Here is a 16,818-nt window from a genome sequence, read left to right on the forward strand (position 1 = left end):
GGCGAGATCAATGTCAGGTTGCGGATCATTATCATGGCTTCGCCGCAGGGCTGCCGAAGAATCGCCATCATCGGCGCGGACCGGATGGCTATCATTTACGGAGATATTTATGAGACAGCTTCCCCTTCTTCTGGTGTGCGGCGCATTGGCAGCCTGCACAACAAGTGCCCCCAAGCGCGCAAGCGGCGTCGGATTTGGCGATGACTTTGGCGGCGGCGTGCCCGCGACTGTCGCGGCGGCGCCACAGCCTGCTGGCGCCAGCACCACCACGGCCATTCGTGGCGGCACCGTCACCTCGCAGACCGTCGTTGGGGCGGATGGGCGGACGCGCACGACGCGGACCGTCGAGATCGGGACCCCGCCGGGACAGACATCTGCAAGCGGTGTCGCGCCCACTTTCGTCGCTTCCGGATCAGTGCCGACCTACCGGATCGACGATCCGCGCATCAAAGGTATGGGGTATCGGCCGAGCGACCGGACCATTACCGCGATCCGGCGGGCGGGCGACAGCTCGGCCACCAGCAATGATGCAAGGACGGTTCCCTTCTCGGCCGAGGGGATATCAGGTGGTTTGCGTTTGGTGATCCTGAACGGATCTCCCTATGCGGTTCTGGAGCCGGCGAATGGTCTCGGGCTTAAGAGCCGGGAAGTCCGCGCCCGTGCGGCATCGGCTGCCGCTGCTATGGCGGGTTGTACGAGCGACAACCGCGCGTTGGTTCACAGCGGGTGGCTTGCGACGACCTGGATCATCGACGTCAGCTGCTAGGCAATAGATCGGCGCGTCCCGCGTCCGGAGGTTTTCCGGGCGCGGGTATCCGTCAGGCAAATTCTGGGTTGCGGATTAGTCGGCGAGTTTTCTCGCCACGATCTCGTTGACGGCCTTTGGGTTCGCTTTGCCGCTGGTGGCTTTCATGACCTGGCCGACGAACCAGCCGGAGAGCTTGGGATTGGCCTTGGCCTTTTCGACCTGATCGGGGTTGGCGGCGATGACTTCGTCGACGGCGGCTTCGATGGCGCCGGTGTCGGTGACCTGCTTCATGCCGCGCTCTTCGACGATCTGTGCGGGGTCGCCGCCTTCAGTATAGACGATCTCGAAAAGGTCCTTGGCTATCTTGCCTGAGATGTCGCCCTTGGTGATCAGCGCCACGATCGTGCCGAGTTGAAGCGGGGCGACGGGGCTTTCGGTGATGTCCTTGTCGCCGTCCTTCTTGAGGCGCCCGAAAAGCTCGTTGATGACCCAGTTGGCGGTCAGCTTGCCGTCATTGCCTGCGGCGGCCGCTTCGAAATAGGCAGCGGAGGCGGCCTCGGCCGTTAGAACGGAGGCGTCGTATTCGGAGAGGCCGAACTCGGTGACGAAGCGGGCGCGTTTGTCGTCCGGAAGCTCGGGCAGCGTGGCGGCGATGTCGTCGACCCAGGCTTGCTCGATCTCGAGCGGGAGCAGGTCGGGGCAGGGGAAGTAGCGGTAGTCATGCGCCTCTTCCTTGGAGCGCATGGAGCGGGTTTCGTTTTTGTCAGGGTCGTAGAGGCGGGTTTCCTGCACGATCTCGCCGCCGTCTTCGAGGATGGCGATCTGGCGGCGGGCCTCGTAGTCGATGGCCATCTGGATGAAGCGCATGGAGTTCATGTTCTTGATCTCGCAGCGCGTGCCGAGATGGGAGAAATCCTGCGTTTCCTGATAGCGCTCGTAATCGCCGGGGCGGCAGACGGAGACGTTGACGTCGGCGCGCAGGTTGCCGTTTTGCATGTTGCCGTCGCAGGTGCCGAGATAGCGCAGGATCTGGCGCAGCTTGACGACATAGGCGGCCGCCTCTTCGGGGCCACGGATGTCGGGGCGGGAGACGATCTCCATCAGGGCGACACCGGTGCGGTTGAGATCGACGAAGGACATGGAGGGGTCCATGTCGTGGATCGATTTGCCGGCATCCTGTTCGAGGTGAATGCGCTCGATGCGGACGAGGCGGGCGATGCCGGGCTCCATGTCGACGAGCACCTCGCCTTCGCCGACGATAGGGTCGTAAAGCTGGCTGATCTGATAGCCTTGCGGCAGGTCAGGGTAGAAGTAGTTCTTGCGATCGAAAGCGGAGTGCAAGTTGATCTCGGCCTTGAGGCCGAGGCCGGTTTTGACGGCGAGCGCGACGCAGCCCTCGTTGATGACCGGAAGCATGCCGGGCATGCCTGCATCGACGAAGGCGACGTTAGAATTGGGCTCGGCCCCGAATTCGGTGGAGGCGCCCGAGAAAAGCTTGGCATTCGAGGAGACCTGGGCGTGGACCTCGAGCCCGATGACGAGCTCCCAATCGTCCTTGGCGCCGTGGATGACCTTGGGTTTGGGGGCCTCGTAGGTAAGATCGAGCATCGTGTCCGCCTTTGGATTGAGCGTCCCCGTCCTAGCGCCGGTACGGGGCGGCGGCAAGATGCGACAGGTCAGCTTTGCTTGCGGCGGCGGAGCGCGGAGATGGCGAGCCAGAGAAAAGCTATGAGGAGGCCGAGGGCCGTGCCGGAATAGAAGCTGCCGGGCACGAAGAGCGCGAGGATGGCGATCCACGCGGCCAGCAAGGCGAGTGTGACGAGGAGCCGGGTCATACGTTGGCCGCTTGGGTCAAGGCGATGAGGGCGCAGAGCTGGACCTCGGTCCGACTGAGAAGCCAGCCTGCGGTATAAAGGGTATCGGCGCAGGCGAGGTCACCCTCGATCCTTGGGGTCCAGTGGCGAGCGAGGAGGGTCCGCAGGGAAGGATCCGGCAGGCCGAGCGCGCGGGCGAGGGCGGCAGGATCGGCGGAGACGGTGCCCTCGGCCAGCGCGGCGCGGCCTATGGTTCGGGCATCGGCGAGGGCCTGAGCGGCCGGGGATGCGGCAGGCGCCGTCCCGGCAAGGGCGGCGAGGAGCGAGGTGAGAAGAAAATCGCGACGCTGCATTAAAGGCTCCCCGATCTTGTGCTGGATTTGAGGTGGTCGGCGAGGCGGATCGCCATGGCGCCGATGGTCAGCGTCGGGGTGGCGAAGCCATTGGTGGGGAAAACAGAACTGCTGGCGATATAAAGGTTTTCCATGCCGTGGACGCGGCAATCGGCATCGACGACGCCGGTGGTCGGATCGTCCGACATGCGGGTGGTGCCGCAATGGTGCTTGCCGCGCGCGACATAGGGCGGCCAGTCGTAATCCTCGCGCAGCACGTCGGTCCAGACGCGGCCGAGGCCAAGCCGCGTCGCTTCGGCTGCGAAGATCTCGGTCGCGCGTTTGACGGTGCGCATCTCCTGTTCGGTGAACTGCCAGTCGAGCGCGATCCGGCGTTGGCCGAAACGGTCGGTTTCGTCCACCAGATGCACGCGGCTGTCCGGGTTGGGCACGCATTCGAAGGAGAGCCAGGGGCCAAGCCAGTCGCGGTCGATCAGCGGATCGCGGGCGCCGGTCACCTGTTCGTGGACCGCATTCACCGCGCCGTCGAAATCGGTGAAGAGGTTGGCGACCTGCGAGGATAGATAGGGGATATCGTTGCCGCCCCGGATGTTGCGGTAGAAGTTGGTGGCCGCGAGCGCGCCGGGGGAGTGACGGTCGTAGAAGAGGTTGAACATGAAGCCCGGCAGCTTTTCGCGGCGGGCGAGCGCATCCGATCCCATGACCGCGCCGTAAAGGACGCCGTTCTCGACGCTGTGTGTCGTGGAATAAAGGTCCAGATCCGGGGCGCGGCGGCCCATCAGGATGCGCATTGGCGGGCGGATGGCGGGATGATCGGCGAAGAAGCGGCCGACGAGGCCCGCCTCGTTGCCGATGCCATTTCGCGCGACCCGGTCTGAAAGCAGCATGAGGCGGGGGATCTCGATCCCGCCCATGGCCAGCACGGTTTGCCGCGCCTCGACCCGCAAGGTGGGGCCGTCGATACAGGCCACGCTGAGCGCGGTGACGCTGGCTGCGTTGATGTCTGTTTCTATCTCGAGAACGTTGGCGTTGAGGAAAACATGCAGGTTGTCTGCCTGGCGCAACGCCTCCTCGTAGACATGGCCGAAGGCGGTGGGCGGGCTTTCATTGGCGCCCATATTGACCATCAGATCGGGATCGAGATCGAGGAGCGGCAGGTTCAGCTCGCTCGACCAGTGGTCGATGTCGTAGGGGCGATCCGTCGGGATCTCGAAATAGGGCTGGGCGCGGTCATAGAAGGGGTCGAGATCGTCGTAGCCGATGGGCCAGCCCGAATGGGGCATCCAGTCGAGCTGTTCGAAATCGATCGGGCGCAAGCGCATGCAGTTGCCCGCCCAGTGGTTCGAGGAGCCGCCGAGAAAGCGCAGTCGCGCCTCGTCGAGGGGATCGTATTGAAAGCCCAGATTGGGGCCCTGATAGAGCGCCTGGGTTTCGGGATCGGGGTGCAGATCGCCGCTTTCCAGAAGGACGACCTTGAGCGGCGTGTCGCGCAATTCGAGGGCGAGGGTGATTCCGGCGGGGCCGCCTCCGACGATGCAGATATCGGCATCGATGAGGTCACCTTCGGAGAGGGAGCGGGCGTCAAATATCATCTACTCAACCAACTTTTTACAAATGACATGGGGACCTTTGAAACGAGCGGACCCCTGCCGGAGCATCTGGACGGCCGCCTTTGAAATAGGGCGCGGCCTGCGGGGAAAGCGGCCGGGCAGATGGCCCGGACCCGTGTGGTGAGGGTGGCGCGCTGACGCCGATTCGTCAACAATTCCGGGCGGATCGGTGCCTTTGTCTAACCCCGGTGAATTGACATGGGAGGCGATCCCGGCCCAGATCTGTCACGACACAGACAGGCTAAAGCCCGGAGAGACACGTTATGAGACGACTGATGATGCTGGCCGTTGCGGTCCTGCTTGCCGGATGCGCGGTGGAGGAGCCGCCAGAGGCACCGCCGGGGCTGCCGCTGATGGCGTGGGATCACCGGTCGGATTCGGACGAGTTGACGCTGGCGGCGCTGACCGCGCTCCGGGGGCATGGGGCGGCGCTGGTGCAGACGGTGCCTGCGGATGTGACGCGCTGGTGCCCGGCCTATCCGGAGGCGGATGCGTCTGATCGGGCGGCGTTCTGGTCGGGGCTGTTCTCGACCCTGGCCGAGCATGAGAGCACGTGGAACCCGCGCGCGGTGGGCGGAGGCGGGCGCTGGTTCGGGCTGGTGCAGATCGATCCGGCGACGGCGCGCGGCTATGGCTGCGCGGCCAAAACGGGAGAGGCGCTCAAGGACGGTCCCGCCAATCTGAGCTGCGCGGTGCGGATCGCGACCCATCAGGTGCAAAGGCGCGGGACGATCGCGCGCGGGATGCTCGACTGGGGGCCGTTTCATTCCAGCGGGAAGCGGGCGGAGATGCGCGCTTTCACCCGCGCGCAAAGCTATTGCCAGCCGTGAAGGCCGCGCGTCTTGGGGCGCTTTTGATCTGGGGGATGGCCGGGGCGCTGGGCGCGACCCCGCATCTGGAGGCGGAGGTGCCGGGTCCGGCGCTCGCCGTTCGTCCAACCCTGGCTGCGGATCCATCTTTGTCCGCGGTGCGCCCGGTGGCGCGGGCGGTTGGGATCCCGCGGACGCGCTGGGACACCCGTCTGAACGGACGGCTTTGGGCGCGGGCGGCTTTGCAGGCAGTCAAGACCCACGGCGCGATCCTCGAGGAGACGGTGCCGCAGGATATCGAGGCCTGGTGCCCGGCCTATGAGGAGAATTCGCCCGAGCAGCGCCGCGCCTTCTGGGTGGGGCTGATGTCGGCTTTATCCAAGCACGAGAGCACCTATAATCCGACGGCGGTGGGCGGCGGGAACCAGTGGTTCGGGCTGCTGCAGATCTTTCCGCCGACGGCGCGGTCTTATGGTTGCCATGCGAGAACCGGGGCGGCGCTGAAGGATGCGACCGACAATCTGAGCTGTGCGGTGCGGATCATGGCAGTGACGGTGCCGCGCGATAATGCGGTTGCGGTGCATGACGGGCGCTGGCGCGGGGTCGCGGCCGATTGGGGGCCGATGGTCAGCTCGGCCAAGCGGCGCGAGATGGCCGCCTGGACCCGGCGGCAGACCTATTGCCGCCCGCTGGAGAGCGTGCGGCCCGTGGCGCGGGAAGACTGACCGCTTCGAGCGCGGCGACTGCGCTTGCGGCTTCGCCGAAGCGACACCCGCCCGCCCGAAACCTTCGCGGAAGGAGAGAGAATGCAGGCGATGAGAAGAGGGCTTGCCGGTCTTGTTTTGGGCGCTTTGGCGGGCGGGGCCTCTGCGGCGCCAAGCCATGGGGATGTCCTTGCGCTTGCCGAAGAGGATCTGCCGGTGATCGTGGCTCTTGCGACGCCTTCTGGGCGGGATGTGGAGGTCTTTTTGCCGGAGTTCCAGCCGGAGGGCGATCCGCTGATCGATCTAGGATCGGTGACGAAGGTCATGACCGCTATGACGGTCTTGCATTTGGTGGAGGAGGGGCGGCTCGATCTTCAGGCGCGGCTGGGCGATCTGCTGCCGAATGTTCCTGCGGAGAAGGCCGGGATCACTGTTCATCAGCTTTTGACCCATACGAGCGGGTTCGTGGAATCGGTCGCCGACGATGCAGAGGATCTGGGCCGGGAGACGTTTCTGAGGCGCGCTTTCGAGGCGCCGCTTCTGGATGGGAGTGGCTATGCCTATTCCAATGTCGGCTATTCGGTGCTGGCGGCGATTGTCGAGACCGCCTCGGGCCAGTCATTCGAGACCTATCTGATCGAGCGGGTTCTGGCGTCGCGCGGGCTTGGGCCGATCGGATATGGCGCCGTCTATAACGAGGCGCGATCCTTGCGGTCGGAGCGAAGCGCGCGCACGTTTTATCGGCAGCGGCCGATCGAAGCGGCCAGTTGGGGCCGCCCGTCGCCGGGTTGGGCGCTGATCGGCAATGGCGGTGCCGTGACGACGGCGGAGACGTTTCTGGACGTCTGGTCGGCATTCTTGGAAGGGCGGATCGTAGGGGCCGATCTTGTCGCGCTGGCGCTGACGCCCCATGCCGATGAGGGCGGCGGGGAAAGCTTTTATGGATACGGGTTGGTCGTCGAAGAATCGGAGGATCTGGGCCTGATGTATTGGCACGACGGGGGCAACGAGATCTTCTCGACCGAGTGGCGACATTTCGTGCGGGATGGCACGACGTTTCTGGTCGCAGGACCCGGCGAGAGCGCCTTTGAGGCGGCGGGTCTGCTGATGGAACGCGGCCGGTAGCTTTTAGGCGGATCTGCGGATCGGGCGCTTGTAGACAAAGGGGCTGTCGTTCGGAACCGCGAGCGCCATCGTCGCTTGTTTGAGCAGCGCGATGCCTTTGTCAGGGTCGGCGGGGATGGCTGAGGGAGAGATCGGCTCTCCGACCGTGAGGCGGAAGGGCTGGCGGTCCTTGTTCAGCGTCTCGTTGAAGAGCGTGATGTCCCGCAAGGTCGGGTGGATCAGATCGAAGAGATAGAAGAGCGCCGAGTTGCGGGCGCGCACATGGACCGGGATGACCGGCAGGTCGAACTTTTTGGCGAGCCGCGCGGCGGAGGCCATCCAAGGGCGCTCGTGCAGTTGCAGGCCGCGCCGTTTGGCCAGACGGCCCGAGGGAAAGATCACGCCGAGGCGGCCCGCATCGACGGCCTTGCGGGTGAATTGCAGGGTCTCGCGTGCGCTGGCGGGGCTGCGCTTGTCCTCGCGCCATTCGACGGGCGCGATGATGTCGGCCATCTGCGGCAGAACGCGCAGGATATCGCGGTTGGCGTAGTAAAAAGCGTCGGGGCGGATGCGCCGGATCAGGTGGTGGAGCATGATGCCGTCGGCGATGCCGGTGGGATGGTTGGCGACGATCAGCGCCGCGCCGGAGCGGGGGATGTTCGTCAGACCGGTCAGCTCCACATCGCGGGCGAGGCGGCGGGCCATCGCATCCATGATCTCACGGCTGGAGGCATCCTTGAGCAGGCTCGCGAGCGCGATCGTCGCCGGATAGGCCAAAGCGCGTTCGAGCGGCCGGCGGGACAGCGAGGAGAGGAGGCCGGGACGGTGGAGCCACGGCGCGCGCTCTGCGATGAGGGGGTCGATGCGCGATTTCATGGGCGCCCTCAGATCAGTGTTTTGTGACAAACAGGCGACAATGATCAAAGTTCCCATAGATTATGCCTGGGAACCATGGAGCGGCAGGGAGATCGGCGAAAAGAGGCTTGTTGGTGATCCGGGTCCCGCCGATAGCGAAACCCGGAGAGGTCGGTCAGGCGGCGGCAGTCTGGGGGCCGCGGGCCTCGATCTCTTCGATGATCTTGGACGAGAAGGCGTTCAAATCATCGGGATTGCGGCTGGTGATGAGACCGCCATCGCTGACGACGGGTTCGTCGACAACCTCGGCGCCCGCATTCGTCAGATCGGTACGGATCGACGGATAGGCGGTCATGCGGCGGCCGCGGGCCAGCCCTGCTTCGACCAGCATCCAGGGGCCGTGGCAAATGGCGGCGACGGGCTTGTTGGCGGAGTGGAAGGCTTTGACGAGGGAGACGGCGTCGTCCTTGGTGCGCAGGATGTCAGGGTTGATCTGGCCGCCGGGCAGGACGAGCGCATCATAGTCGGACGAGCTGATATCCGCGATCTTGTGATCGGAGGCGATGCTGTCGCCCCAATCGTCGCCATCCCAGCTTTTGATGTCGCCGCCTTCGGGGCTGGCGATATGGACGGTCGCGCCGGCCTTGCGCAGGTCGTCGAGCGGCTGATGCAGCTCGGAGCGTTCGTAGCCATGGGTGGCCATGATGAGGATCTTGGCGTCGGTGATCGCGGTCATAACAGGTTCCTTTCCGGACATGTTGTGTTCGGTCAGGAGAACGGGCCGGGCGGGCCCGGTGTTCCGCGAAAGGCGATTGACGGCGCGTCAGCGGATGCGGAAGGCGCGCTTGATCTCGTCGAGGGCGTCGCGCTGGCGATTGCTGAGACCGTCGGGGCCTGCCACGTCCTTGAGCAGCGCCAGAAGCGTGTCGAAGGAGGTGGAGCCGTCCAACTTGTAAAGCTTGCGCGCGGTGCGGGTGATGGCGGCTTCGGGCGTGCCGCATTGCTGCTGGAGCCAGCGGCCGAGGACCTGCATCTCTTCGGCTTCCGCCTCGCTGGCGTGCAGCTCGCGGCGGATGGAGACGGTCAGGCGGGTCCGCTGGTTCTGGGTGGGCAGATCGTCGAGTTCGAGAAACGACTGGGCGATGGTAGCCACGGCGATGCGCGGATCCTCGATCCCTTCGACCGGGTGTGCGCCGGTTTGCTTGCGGAAGGCGAGACGGCGCGGTGCGTTGCGGACGGTCGTGACAACGTCTTCGGCGGTGTGGAGCGCGTCGCGCGGGTTGGAGCGGATATACCACCAGATGGCGCCGCCAATGACGCCGAGAAGTGCGATAAGAATAGGCATCGTGAAAAAGTCCTTGGTCTGTCCCCTGCGCTGTTTCGTAGAAAGCGAAAACGGCAGGAATTTGACATTTTTCCTTACGCCCGTGCGCGCGGATTTTGGTGTGGCGAGAGGGGCTCTGCCAGCTTCGCCGGGCGATGGGGGCTGTTCGTTTGCGCTCGTCTCGGAGGGCAGGTCAGATCGTCAGCGCCTTGGCGAAGCTGTCGCGGTGGAGGGTCTGAATCTCGGTCAGGGGGGCGTCTGACTGGCCGAGGCGCAGGCTGTCTCCGCCCGCGTGGCCGATGGGGGTGATGGGGACGTCCGATTTGGCGGCAGCGATCATCAGGGCTTCGGCTTGATCGAAGTTGCAGGCGACGAGATAGCGGGCCTGATCTTCGCCGAAGAGGGTGGGGATATCCTCCGGCTCGAGCGTCAGGCCGACGCCGCCCGCGATGGCCATCTCGGCGGCGGCGAGCGCGAGGCCTCCGTCCGAGAGGTCGGTGCAGGCGCGGATTAGCTCGGCATTGTCGCGGATGAAGGTGCCGTGGCGCTTTTCGGCCTCCAGATCGACGGGGGGCGGTGCGCCCTCTTCGCGGCCGAGCGCCGCCAGCAGCGCGGATTGGCCGAGATGGCCGGTCGTCTCGCCAATCAGCAGCAGGGTATGACCGTCGCGCAGGGTGCCGTCGATCCGCTGGTCGGGCGTGTCGATCAGGCCGACCGCGCCGATGGTCGGGGTGGGCAGGATCGCTTGGCCATCGGTTTCATTATAGAGCGATACGTTGCCCGAGACGATGGGCATGTCGAGGGCCTTGCAGGCCTCATCGATGCCCTGGATGGCGCCGACGAGTTGGCCCATGATCTCGGGCTTTTCGGGGTTGCCGAAATTGAGGTTGTCGGTCGTGGCGAGCGGCATCGCACCAGTGGCGGAGAGGTTGCGATAGGCCTCGGCGACGGCCTGTTTGCCGCCCTCTATGGGGTCGGCGCGGACGTAGCGGGGCGTGACATCAGAGGTGAAGGCGATGGCCTTATCGATGCCGTGGATCCGAACGATGCCTGCGCCCTGGCCGGGCGTGCGGAGCGTGTCGGCCATGACGGTCTGGTCGTATTGCTCGTAGATCCACGCTTTGGAGGCGTGGTTGGGATCGGAGATTAGACGTTTGAGCGCGTCGATGGGATCGAGATTCGGCGCAGCGGGCGGCTCTGCGTCCGGGGTGGTGGGAATTTTGAAGGGGCGGTCGTATTCAGGCGCCTCGCCGGAGAGGGCTTTGAGCGGGAGATCCGCCTTGCTTTCTCCGTTGTGGAAAATAAGGAAGCGGTCTTCGGCGATCGTCTCGCCCACGATGGCGAAGTCGAGGTCCCATTTGTCGAAAACCGCCTTGGCCTCGGCCTCCTTGGCCGGGTCGAGGACCATGAGCATACGTTCCTGGGATTCCGACAGCATCATTTCGTAGGCGGTCATGTTCGGCTCGCGGGTGGGGACCTTTTCGAGATCGAGCCGGATGCCGAGATTGCCCTTGTCGCCCATCTCGACCGCAGAGCAGGTGAGACCGGCGGCACCCATATCCTGGATCGAGATGACGGCGCCGGTCTCCATCAGCTCGAGGCAGGCCTCCATCAGGCGCTTTTCGGTGAAGGGGTCGCCGACCTGAACGGTGGGGCGTTTTTCCTCGATCGTGTCGTCGAATTCGGCGGAGGCCATTGTGGCGCCGCCGACGCCGTCCCGGCCTGTCTTGGCGCCGAGATAGACGACGGGGCGACCGACGCCTGAGGCAGCGGAGTAAAAAATCTTGTCCGCATCGGCGAGGCCCGCGGCGAAGGCGTTGACGAGGCAGTTGCCGTTATAGGCGGCATGGAAGCGGCATTCGCCGCCGACCGTGGGCACGCCAAAGCAGTTGCCGTAGCCGCCAATGCCTGCGGTGACGCCCGCGACGAGGGATTTCGTCTTGGGATGGGACGGCTCGCCGAAGCTGAGCGCGTTCATCGCGGCAATGGGGCGGGCGCCCATGGTGAAGACGTCGCGGAGAATGCCGCCAACGCCGGTCGCAGCACCCTGATAGGGTTCGATGTAGGAGGGGTGGTTATGGCTCTCCATCTTGAAGACGAGGGCCATTTTCTGGCCGTCCGGGCCTTCACCGATATCGACGACACCTGCGTTCTCGCCGGGGCCGCAGATCACCTGAGGCCCTTCGGTCGGCAGGGTGCGGAGCCATTTCTTAGAAGATTTGTAGGAGCAGTGCTCGTTCCACATGGCGGAAACGATGCCCAGTTCGGTGAAGGAAGGAGCCCGACCCAGAAGCTGGAGAAGACGGTCGTATTCGTCGGGTTTCAGGCCGTGCGCCTCGATGAGGTCCGGCGTGATCTCGGGCTCGCGCATGGGCGGGGGGTCCTTCTTGCTCGGGTCGGTGCGTTCTAGGACAGCGCCGCGCGAGGGAAAAGGGTGAGAAATCGGTTGCGGACCGGCGGCACGATCATGCGTCGCAGTGGATCGACCGATTTGCGGCCATGAGCGGACTGGTTGACAGATGTATCTGACAGAGATCGCGGCACCTATTTTGAATGCATTGATGCGCAGGAAAATTCAACCGATGCGGGAAATTAGGAGAAACGGGGAGCATTCGGGTGAGTATGACTGGTATTGCTTCGACGCCTCCGAGAGGAGAGACAGCCTCTGCTGCTCGGGTTTTCTAATCGTTTCGGATAAAGGACAGAGCGCGCGGGATAAGTCTTGCGGGGTATGGACTTGACGCAAAACGATGCCTCGTCTTCGCCGATCATTTATTGAAAGTCACGGATCTGAAGCGCCAGCGAGGTCAGGCAGTCCGTGCCGTTCAGCGGCGAAAAAAAAGCCGGGCACGAGGCCCGGCGAAGTCCAACAGGGAGGTATGAAGAGTTGCCCCTTCGCTATTCGAGGTAGAGTTGATCTCGGCGGCAATCAAGGCCGAAGAGCAATTCTTTTGAACAAAGCCGACATGCGTTGCATGCATGGCTCACCTTGGGTCAATCTTGCGCCGTTTTTAGGCGATGAGACGCGCCTTGCGGCGGTGGGCCTGAATTTCGTCCTGGACGAAATCGCGGAAAGCGGAGATGCGCTTGGATTGGCGCAGCTCTTCGGGATAGGCGAGGAAAACGGGGACGTCACCGGAGGAGATGTCGGGCAGGACGCGGATCAGGCCCGGGAAATCCTCGACCACGTAGTCGGGGAGCACGCCGATGCCGAGATCGTTGAGCGTGGCCTGGAGCACCCCGAAATAGTTGTTCATCGTTAGCAGGCTGGGCACGTCGTAGGTCAGCAGGTGCTGGACCAGCGAGGCCCCGGCGGCGACCTGGAACGAGGAGGGATTCTGGCAGATCAGGCGGTGATCGCCGATCTGTTCGATCTGTGTGATATCCGGCGCGCTGTCGAGATAGGCCTGCGAGGCGTAAAGCTGCATCGTGACGGTCATCAGGCGCTTGCGGATGAGGTCGGCCTGGGACGGCTCTTTCATACGGATGGCGACGTCAGCCTCGCGCATGGGCAGGTCGAGCACGCGTTCCTCGAGCATCAGGTCGATCTTGAGATCGGGATATTGCGCATAGAGCCGCGACAGGCGCGGGGCCAGCCAGATCGTGCCGAAGCCGGTTGTCGTGGTGACTTTCAGCTCGCCGAACACTTCCTCTTCGCTGTCGCGGATGCGGGCGGAGGCGGTTTCGAGCCGTTTGCTCATGCTTTTGGTGGCATCGAAGAGCAATTCGCCCTGTTCGGTGAGGATCAGGCCCCGGGCGTGGCGGTGAAAGAGCGTGGTGTTCAGCGTCTCCTCGAGCGCCCGGATCTGACGGGAGACGGCCGATTGCGACAGGTGCAGGGTATCGCCGGCCGCGGTCAGGCTGCCGGCATCGGCCACGGCATGAAAGATGCGGAGCTTGTCCCAGTCCATCGGTGCGGTCCTTTGCGTCTGGCGCTTTATCTAGGAATTCGGTGTGGCGAATGAAGGGCAAAGCTCTATCGAGGTAGGCAGAAAAAGCTTTCTAGGTCAGGGTGTGTGACCTATACTCCACGATCAACAGGGAGGAGCTTACCGATGGCACGTCAGGATGTTTCGCTTCACGACCGGTTCGATCTGGAGAAATCCCCTGTTTTATTGAATGGAACGCAGGCCTTGGTCCGGTTGATGCTGATGCAGGCCGCGCGCGATGAGGCCGCTGGGCTGAACACCGCCGGTTACGTCACCGGGTATCGCGGATCTCCGCTTGGGGCGGTGGATCTGCAGATGGCGCGGGCGAAAAAGCATCTGGAGGCGGCCAATGTCCTTTTTCATCCGGGTCTGAACGAGGATCTGGCAGCGACGGCGGTCTGGGGCACGCAGCAGGCAGAGCTGCGCGGCGAGGGCAAGCAGGACGGTGTCTTCAGCCTGTGGTACGGCAAGGGGCCCGGCGTCGACCGGTCAGGCGATGTGATGCGGCATGCGAATATGGCCGGAACCTCGCCCCATGGCGGGGTGCTGATGGCGATGGGCGACGATCACACGGGCGAATCGTCGACGACCTGCCACCAGTCGGACTGGGCTATGGTCGATGCCTACATGCCGATCGTCTCTCCCGCCGGGGTGCAGGAGATCCTGGATTACGGGATCTATGGCTGGGCGCTGAGCCGCTATGCGGGCGTCTGGGTCGGCCTTAAGACGATGAAGGATACGGTGGAGGTCACGTCCGTCGTGGACGGGCGGCCAGACCGTATGTCGTTCGTGACGCCTGATATCATGTTGCCCAAGGGCGGGCTAAACATCCGGTTGGGCGATCACTGGGTGGAGCAGGAAGCTCGGATGATCGATCACAAGCGGTTCGCGGCAGAGGCGTTTTCGCGCGCAAACGGCATGGACAAGCGGATGTGGGGCAAGCTGGGCGCGAAGATCGGTCTGGTGGCTGCCGGCAAAAATTGGCTCGATCTGGTCCATGCGCTGTCGCTTCTGGGGATCGATGCCGAGGAGGCCGAGCGGCTTGGCGTGACGACCTACAAGGTGGGGCAAACCTTCCCGCTGGATATGGACGGGTTCCACGATTGGGCCAGCGGGCTCGATCTGATTGTGGTGGTCGAGGAAAAGCGCAAGCTGATCGAGGTGCAGGTCAAGGAGGCGATCTTTGACGACCGGGACGGGCGGCGCGTCTATGGCTGGCACAAGGGCGACAATTACGAGAATGGGCGGCGGCTTGAGCTCTTTCCGACGCGCTATGCTCTGGATCCGGTGATGATCGCCGAGAAGCTGGGCGAGATCCTGATCGAGGAAGGGCGCCGGACCGACCGGATCGAGGGCGGCTTGCGACAGATCGCGGAGGCCAAGCGCGCGGACAATGCCAAGGAGATGGCGGCGCGCACGCCCTATTTCTGCTCGGGCTGTCCGCACAATTCCTCGACCAAGCTGCCGGATGGCAGTCGCGCCTATGCCGGGATCGGCTGCCATATCATGGCGCTTTGGATGGACCGCGAGACGTCGGGCTACACCCATATGGGCGGCGAGGGCGCCAACTGGATCGGTGAAGCGCCGTTTTCGAAGACGCCCCACGTGTTCCAGAACCTGGGCGATGGCACCTACAATCATTCTGGGCTGATGGCGATCCGGGCGGCAGTCGCGGCGGGCACCAACATCACTTACAAGATCCTCTACAACGACGCGGTGGCGATGACCGGTGGTCAGACCAATGAAGGGGATCTGAGCGCCGATCAGATCTGCCGGGAGCTGCAGGCCATCGGGGTGGATACGATCGCTTTGGTGCATGACGCCAAGGAAGAGGTGGATCTGTCGGTCTTTCCCAAGGGCCTCGATATTCACGAGCGGGCCGAGCTGCCGGATGTGCAAGAGAAGATGCGGGGCGTCGAGGGTGTATCGGCCATCGTCTATATCCAGACCTGTGCGGCCGAGAAGCGGCGGCGCAGGAAGCGGGGGACCTTCCCCGATCCGGACCGGCGAATTTTCATTAATACCGATGTTTGCGAAGGTTGCGGCGATTGCGGGGTGCAGTCGAATTGCGTGAGCCTTGTGCCGGTCGAGACCGAGCTGGGGCGCAAACGCGCGGTCGATCAGTCGTCCTGCAACAAGGATTTCTCGTGTGTGAACGGGTTCTGTCCGTCCTTTGTCAGCATTGAAGGGGCGAAGATCCGCAAGGAGGCGTCAACCTCGATCGAGATTGGAGAGCTGCCTTATCCGGATCTGCCGAAGATCGAGGGGACGCATAACGTCGTGATCACCGGGGTCGGCGGCACAGGCGTCGTGACGATCGGCGCGATCCTGGCCATGGCCGCCCATGTGGATGGCAAGGGCGCAGGGATGATGGAGATGGCGGGGCTCGCCCAGAAGGGCGGGGCGGTGCATATTCATTGCCGACTGGCCAAGCGGCCTGAGGATATCGCGGCGATCCGGGTGGCGACGGGCGAGTGCGATACGCTGATCGGCGGCGATCTGGTGGTCAGCGCGGGCGCCAAGACGCTTGGGCTGATGCGCACGGGGCACACGGTCGGGGTCGTCAACAGCCATGAGATCGTCACGGGTGATTTCACACGGAATGCGGATTTCAAGCTGCCGACGGAGCGGCTGGAGCTGGCGCTCGAGGCGCGGCTTCAGGACCGGATCGCCATGTTCGACGCGTCGGATTTTGCTAAGGCGGTGATGGGAGATTCGATTTTTTCGAACATGATGGTGTTTGGGGCCGCCTGGCAAGCGGGCGGCATCCCGGTGTCGCTGGCGGCGATCTTTGACGCGATCCGGCTGAACGGGGCGGCGGTGGACCGCAATATCGAGGCGTTCGAATACGGGCGTTGGGCCTATCTGAACCCCGAAGGCGTGACCAAGGCTTTGGGTCCGAGCGTGGTGGAGCTGCCCAAGACGCTGGACGAGAAGATCGCCTATCGGGTTGAGCATCTGACGGCCTATCAGGGCAAGCGGCTGGCGCGGCGCTATCGCGAGACGTTGGAGCGGGTCACGGATCGGCGCCTGCGCGAGGCGGTGGCCAAGGGCTATCACAAGCTGCTGGCCTATAAGGACGAATACGAAGTGGCGCGGCTGCTCAAGGAGACGCGGGCCAAGGCGGAGGCGGCTTTTGAGGGCGATCTGAAGCTGACCTATCATCTGGCCCCGCCGATGCTGCCTGGAGAGGACGCGCTAGGCCGTCCGAAAAAGCGCGCCTTCGGGGCGTGGATCGAAAAGGCCTATCCCTGGCTGGCGCGGCTCAAGGGGCTGCGCGGCACGGCTTTCGACCCGTTCGGGCGGACCGAGGAGCGCCGGATGGAGCGGGATCTGATCGCCGAATACGAGGCGGATCTCGAAGAGGTGCTGAAGGCCCCCAAGGCGGTGGCCGATGCCTGTGTCGCCTGGGCCGAGCTGCCGCTGACGATCCGGGGGTTCGGCCCGGTCAAGCAGGCGAATCAGGCTGTGGCGGCTAAGCGGCGCGAGGAGCTTTTGACGATCATTCGCGGCGGCGGGCTGCATCTGCAAGAGGCGGCAGAGTAGCGCGACGCTTGATCGGTCGGGG

Annotated in this window: 14 protein-coding genes; 5 read left to right on the forward strand and 9 right to left on the reverse strand. The window is 64.1% G+C overall.

What is annotated here, in order from left to right; translation table 11 throughout:
* Window positions 1-109 precede the first annotated feature (109 nt).
* Window positions 110-766, forward strand: coding sequence for a hypothetical protein (locus tag AAD018_RS06310; RefSeq protein WP_367314655.1), 657 nt, complete (start codon window positions 110-112; stop codon window positions 764-766).
* A gap of 75 nt (window positions 767-841) precedes the next feature.
* Here the strand turns inward: AAD018_RS06310 and gatB are convergent, their stop codons facing one another.
* From gatB to AAD018_RS06330, 4 genes are all read right to left on the reverse strand, one after another.
* Window positions 842-2,356, reverse strand: coding sequence for an Asp-tRNA(Asn)/Glu-tRNA(Gln) amidotransferase subunit GatB (gatB, locus tag AAD018_RS06315; RefSeq protein WP_367314656.1), 1,515 nt, complete (start codon window positions 2,354-2,356; stop codon window positions 842-844).
* Between the two features lie 68 nt (window positions 2,357-2,424).
* The gene (locus AAD018_RS06320; RefSeq protein WP_367314657.1) at window positions 2,425-2,583 is read right to left on the reverse strand and encodes a hypothetical protein; all 159 of its coding nucleotides are present in this window, start codon (window positions 2,581-2,583) and stop codon (window positions 2,425-2,427) included.
* The gene (locus tag AAD018_RS06325) at window positions 2,580-2,915 is read right to left on the reverse strand and encodes a hypothetical protein (RefSeq protein WP_367314658.1); all 336 of its coding nucleotides are present in this window, start codon (window positions 2,913-2,915) and stop codon (window positions 2,580-2,582) included. Before AAD018_RS06325 ends, AAD018_RS06320 begins: the two co-directional genes overlap by 4 nt.
* Complete coding sequence (locus tag AAD018_RS06330) at window positions 2,915-4,507, reverse strand: GMC oxidoreductase (protein WP_367314659.1); 1,593 nt, start codon at window positions 4,505-4,507, stop codon at window positions 2,915-2,917. The genes AAD018_RS06325 and AAD018_RS06330 overlap by 1 nt, the downstream gene beginning before the upstream one ends.
* 281 nt (window positions 4,508-4,788) lie before the next feature.
* On the opposite strand from AAD018_RS06330, the gene AAD018_RS06335 reads away from it, so the two are divergent.
* The 3 genes from AAD018_RS06335 (at window position 4,789) to AAD018_RS06345 (ending at window position 7,163) form a co-directional block, all read left to right on the forward strand.
* On the forward strand, window positions 4,789-5,355 hold the full coding sequence (locus tag AAD018_RS06335; protein WP_367314660.1) for a transglycosylase SLT domain-containing protein: 567 nt from the start codon (window positions 4,789-4,791) through the stop codon (window positions 5,353-5,355).
* Window positions 5,352-6,059: a transglycosylase SLT domain-containing protein gene (locus AAD018_RS06340; RefSeq protein ID WP_367314661.1), complete on the forward strand. Its 708-nt coding sequence runs from the start codon at window positions 5,352-5,354 to the stop codon at window positions 6,057-6,059. Before AAD018_RS06335 ends, AAD018_RS06340 begins: the two co-directional genes overlap by 4 nt.
* 81 nt (window positions 6,060-6,140) lie before the next feature.
* Entirely contained in the window at window positions 6,141-7,163 is a 1,023-nt protein-coding gene (locus AAD018_RS06345; RefSeq protein ID WP_367314662.1) for a serine hydrolase domain-containing protein, read from the forward strand.
* 3 nt (window positions 7,164-7,166) lie between these two features.
* Here the strand turns inward: AAD018_RS06345 and AAD018_RS06350 are convergent, their stop codons facing one another.
* The 5 genes from AAD018_RS06350 to AAD018_RS06370 all read right to left on the reverse strand — a co-directional run bounded on the left by AAD018_RS06350 (window position 7,167) and on the right by AAD018_RS06370 (window position 13,232).
* The gene (locus AAD018_RS06350; protein WP_367314663.1) at window positions 7,167-8,018 is read right to left on the reverse strand and encodes a lysophospholipid acyltransferase family protein; all 852 of its coding nucleotides are present in this window, start codon (window positions 8,016-8,018) and stop codon (window positions 7,167-7,169) included.
* Between the two features lie 154 nt (window positions 8,019-8,172).
* Window positions 8,173-8,733 (reverse strand): type 1 glutamine amidotransferase domain-containing protein, encoded by a 561-nt coding sequence (locus tag AAD018_RS06355; protein ID WP_367314664.1) that lies wholly within the window; start codon window positions 8,731-8,733, stop codon window positions 8,173-8,175.
* 87 nt (window positions 8,734-8,820) lie between these two features.
* Window positions 8,821-9,342 (reverse strand): hypothetical protein, encoded by a 522-nt coding sequence (locus AAD018_RS06360; protein WP_367314665.1) that lies wholly within the window; start codon window positions 9,340-9,342, stop codon window positions 8,821-8,823.
* Between the two features lie 172 nt (window positions 9,343-9,514).
* Entirely contained in the window at window positions 9,515-11,692 is a 2,178-nt protein-coding gene (purL, locus tag AAD018_RS06365; protein WP_367314666.1) for a phosphoribosylformylglycinamidine synthase subunit PurL, read from the reverse strand.
* 640 nt (window positions 11,693-12,332) lie between these two features.
* Window positions 12,333-13,232 (reverse strand): LysR family transcriptional regulator, encoded by a 900-nt coding sequence (locus AAD018_RS06370; RefSeq protein WP_367314667.1) that lies wholly within the window; start codon window positions 13,230-13,232, stop codon window positions 12,333-12,335.
* 144 nt (window positions 13,233-13,376) lie between these two features.
* Between AAD018_RS06370 and AAD018_RS06375 the strand changes: the two genes are divergently transcribed.
* Window positions 13,377-16,796, forward strand: a complete 3,420-nt coding sequence (locus AAD018_RS06375; protein ID WP_367314668.1) for an indolepyruvate ferredoxin oxidoreductase family protein — start codon at window positions 13,377-13,379, stop codon at window positions 16,794-16,796.
* The last annotated feature ends 22 nt before the right edge of the window (window positions 16,797-16,818 follow it).

Origin of the sequence: Aestuariibius insulae, assembly GCF_040783535.2 — a bacterium.
Lineage (GTDB): Bacteria > Pseudomonadota > Alphaproteobacteria > Rhodobacterales > Rhodobacteraceae > Aestuariibius > Aestuariibius insulae.

What these genes read in the sequence shown, in the direction of transcription:
- AAD018_RS06375 (WP_367314668.1), top strand. Translation starts at nt 13,377, where the DNA reads ATGGCACGTCAGGATGTTTCGCTTCACGACCGGTTCGATCTGGAGAAA.
- AAD018_RS06320 (WP_367314657.1), bottom strand. Translation starts at nt 2,583, where the DNA reads ATGACCCGGCTCCTCGTCACACTCGCCTTGCTGGCCGCGTGGATCGCC.
- AAD018_RS06370 (WP_367314667.1), bottom strand. Translation starts at nt 13,232, where the DNA reads ATGGACTGGGACAAGCTCCGCATCTTTCATGCCGTGGCCGATGCCGGC.
- AAD018_RS06360 (WP_367314665.1), bottom strand. Translation starts at nt 9,342, where the DNA reads ATGCCTATTCTTATCGCACTTCTCGGCGTCATTGGCGGCGCCATCTGG.
- AAD018_RS06325 (WP_367314658.1), bottom strand. Translation starts at nt 2,915, where the DNA reads ATGCAGCGTCGCGATTTTCTTCTCACCTCGCTCCTCGCCGCCCTTGCC.
- AAD018_RS06330 (WP_367314659.1), bottom strand. Translation starts at nt 4,507, where the DNA reads ATGATATTTGACGCCCGCTCCCTCTCCGAAGGTGACCTCATCGATGCC.
- AAD018_RS06345 (WP_367314662.1), top strand. Translation starts at nt 6,141, where the DNA reads ATGCAGGCGATGAGAAGAGGGCTTGCCGGTCTTGTTTTGGGCGCTTTG.
- gatB (WP_367314656.1), bottom strand. Translation starts at nt 2,356, where the DNA reads ATGCTCGATCTTACCTACGAGGCCCCCAAACCCAAGGTCATCCACGGC.
- AAD018_RS06335 (WP_367314660.1), top strand. Translation starts at nt 4,789, where the DNA reads ATGAGACGACTGATGATGCTGGCCGTTGCGGTCCTGCTTGCCGGATGC.
- purL (WP_367314666.1), bottom strand. Translation starts at nt 11,692, where the DNA reads ATGCGCGAGCCCGAGATCACGCCGGACCTCATCGAGGCGCACGGCCTG.
- AAD018_RS06350 (WP_367314663.1), bottom strand. Translation starts at nt 8,018, where the DNA reads ATGAAATCGCGCATCGACCCCCTCATCGCAGAGCGCGCGCCGTGGCTC.
- AAD018_RS06355 (WP_367314664.1), bottom strand. Translation starts at nt 8,733, where the DNA reads ATGACCGCGATCACCGACGCCAAGATCCTCATCATGGCCACCCATGGC.
- AAD018_RS06310 (WP_367314655.1), top strand. Translation starts at nt 110, where the DNA reads ATGAGACAGCTTCCCCTTCTTCTGGTGTGCGGCGCATTGGCAGCCTGC.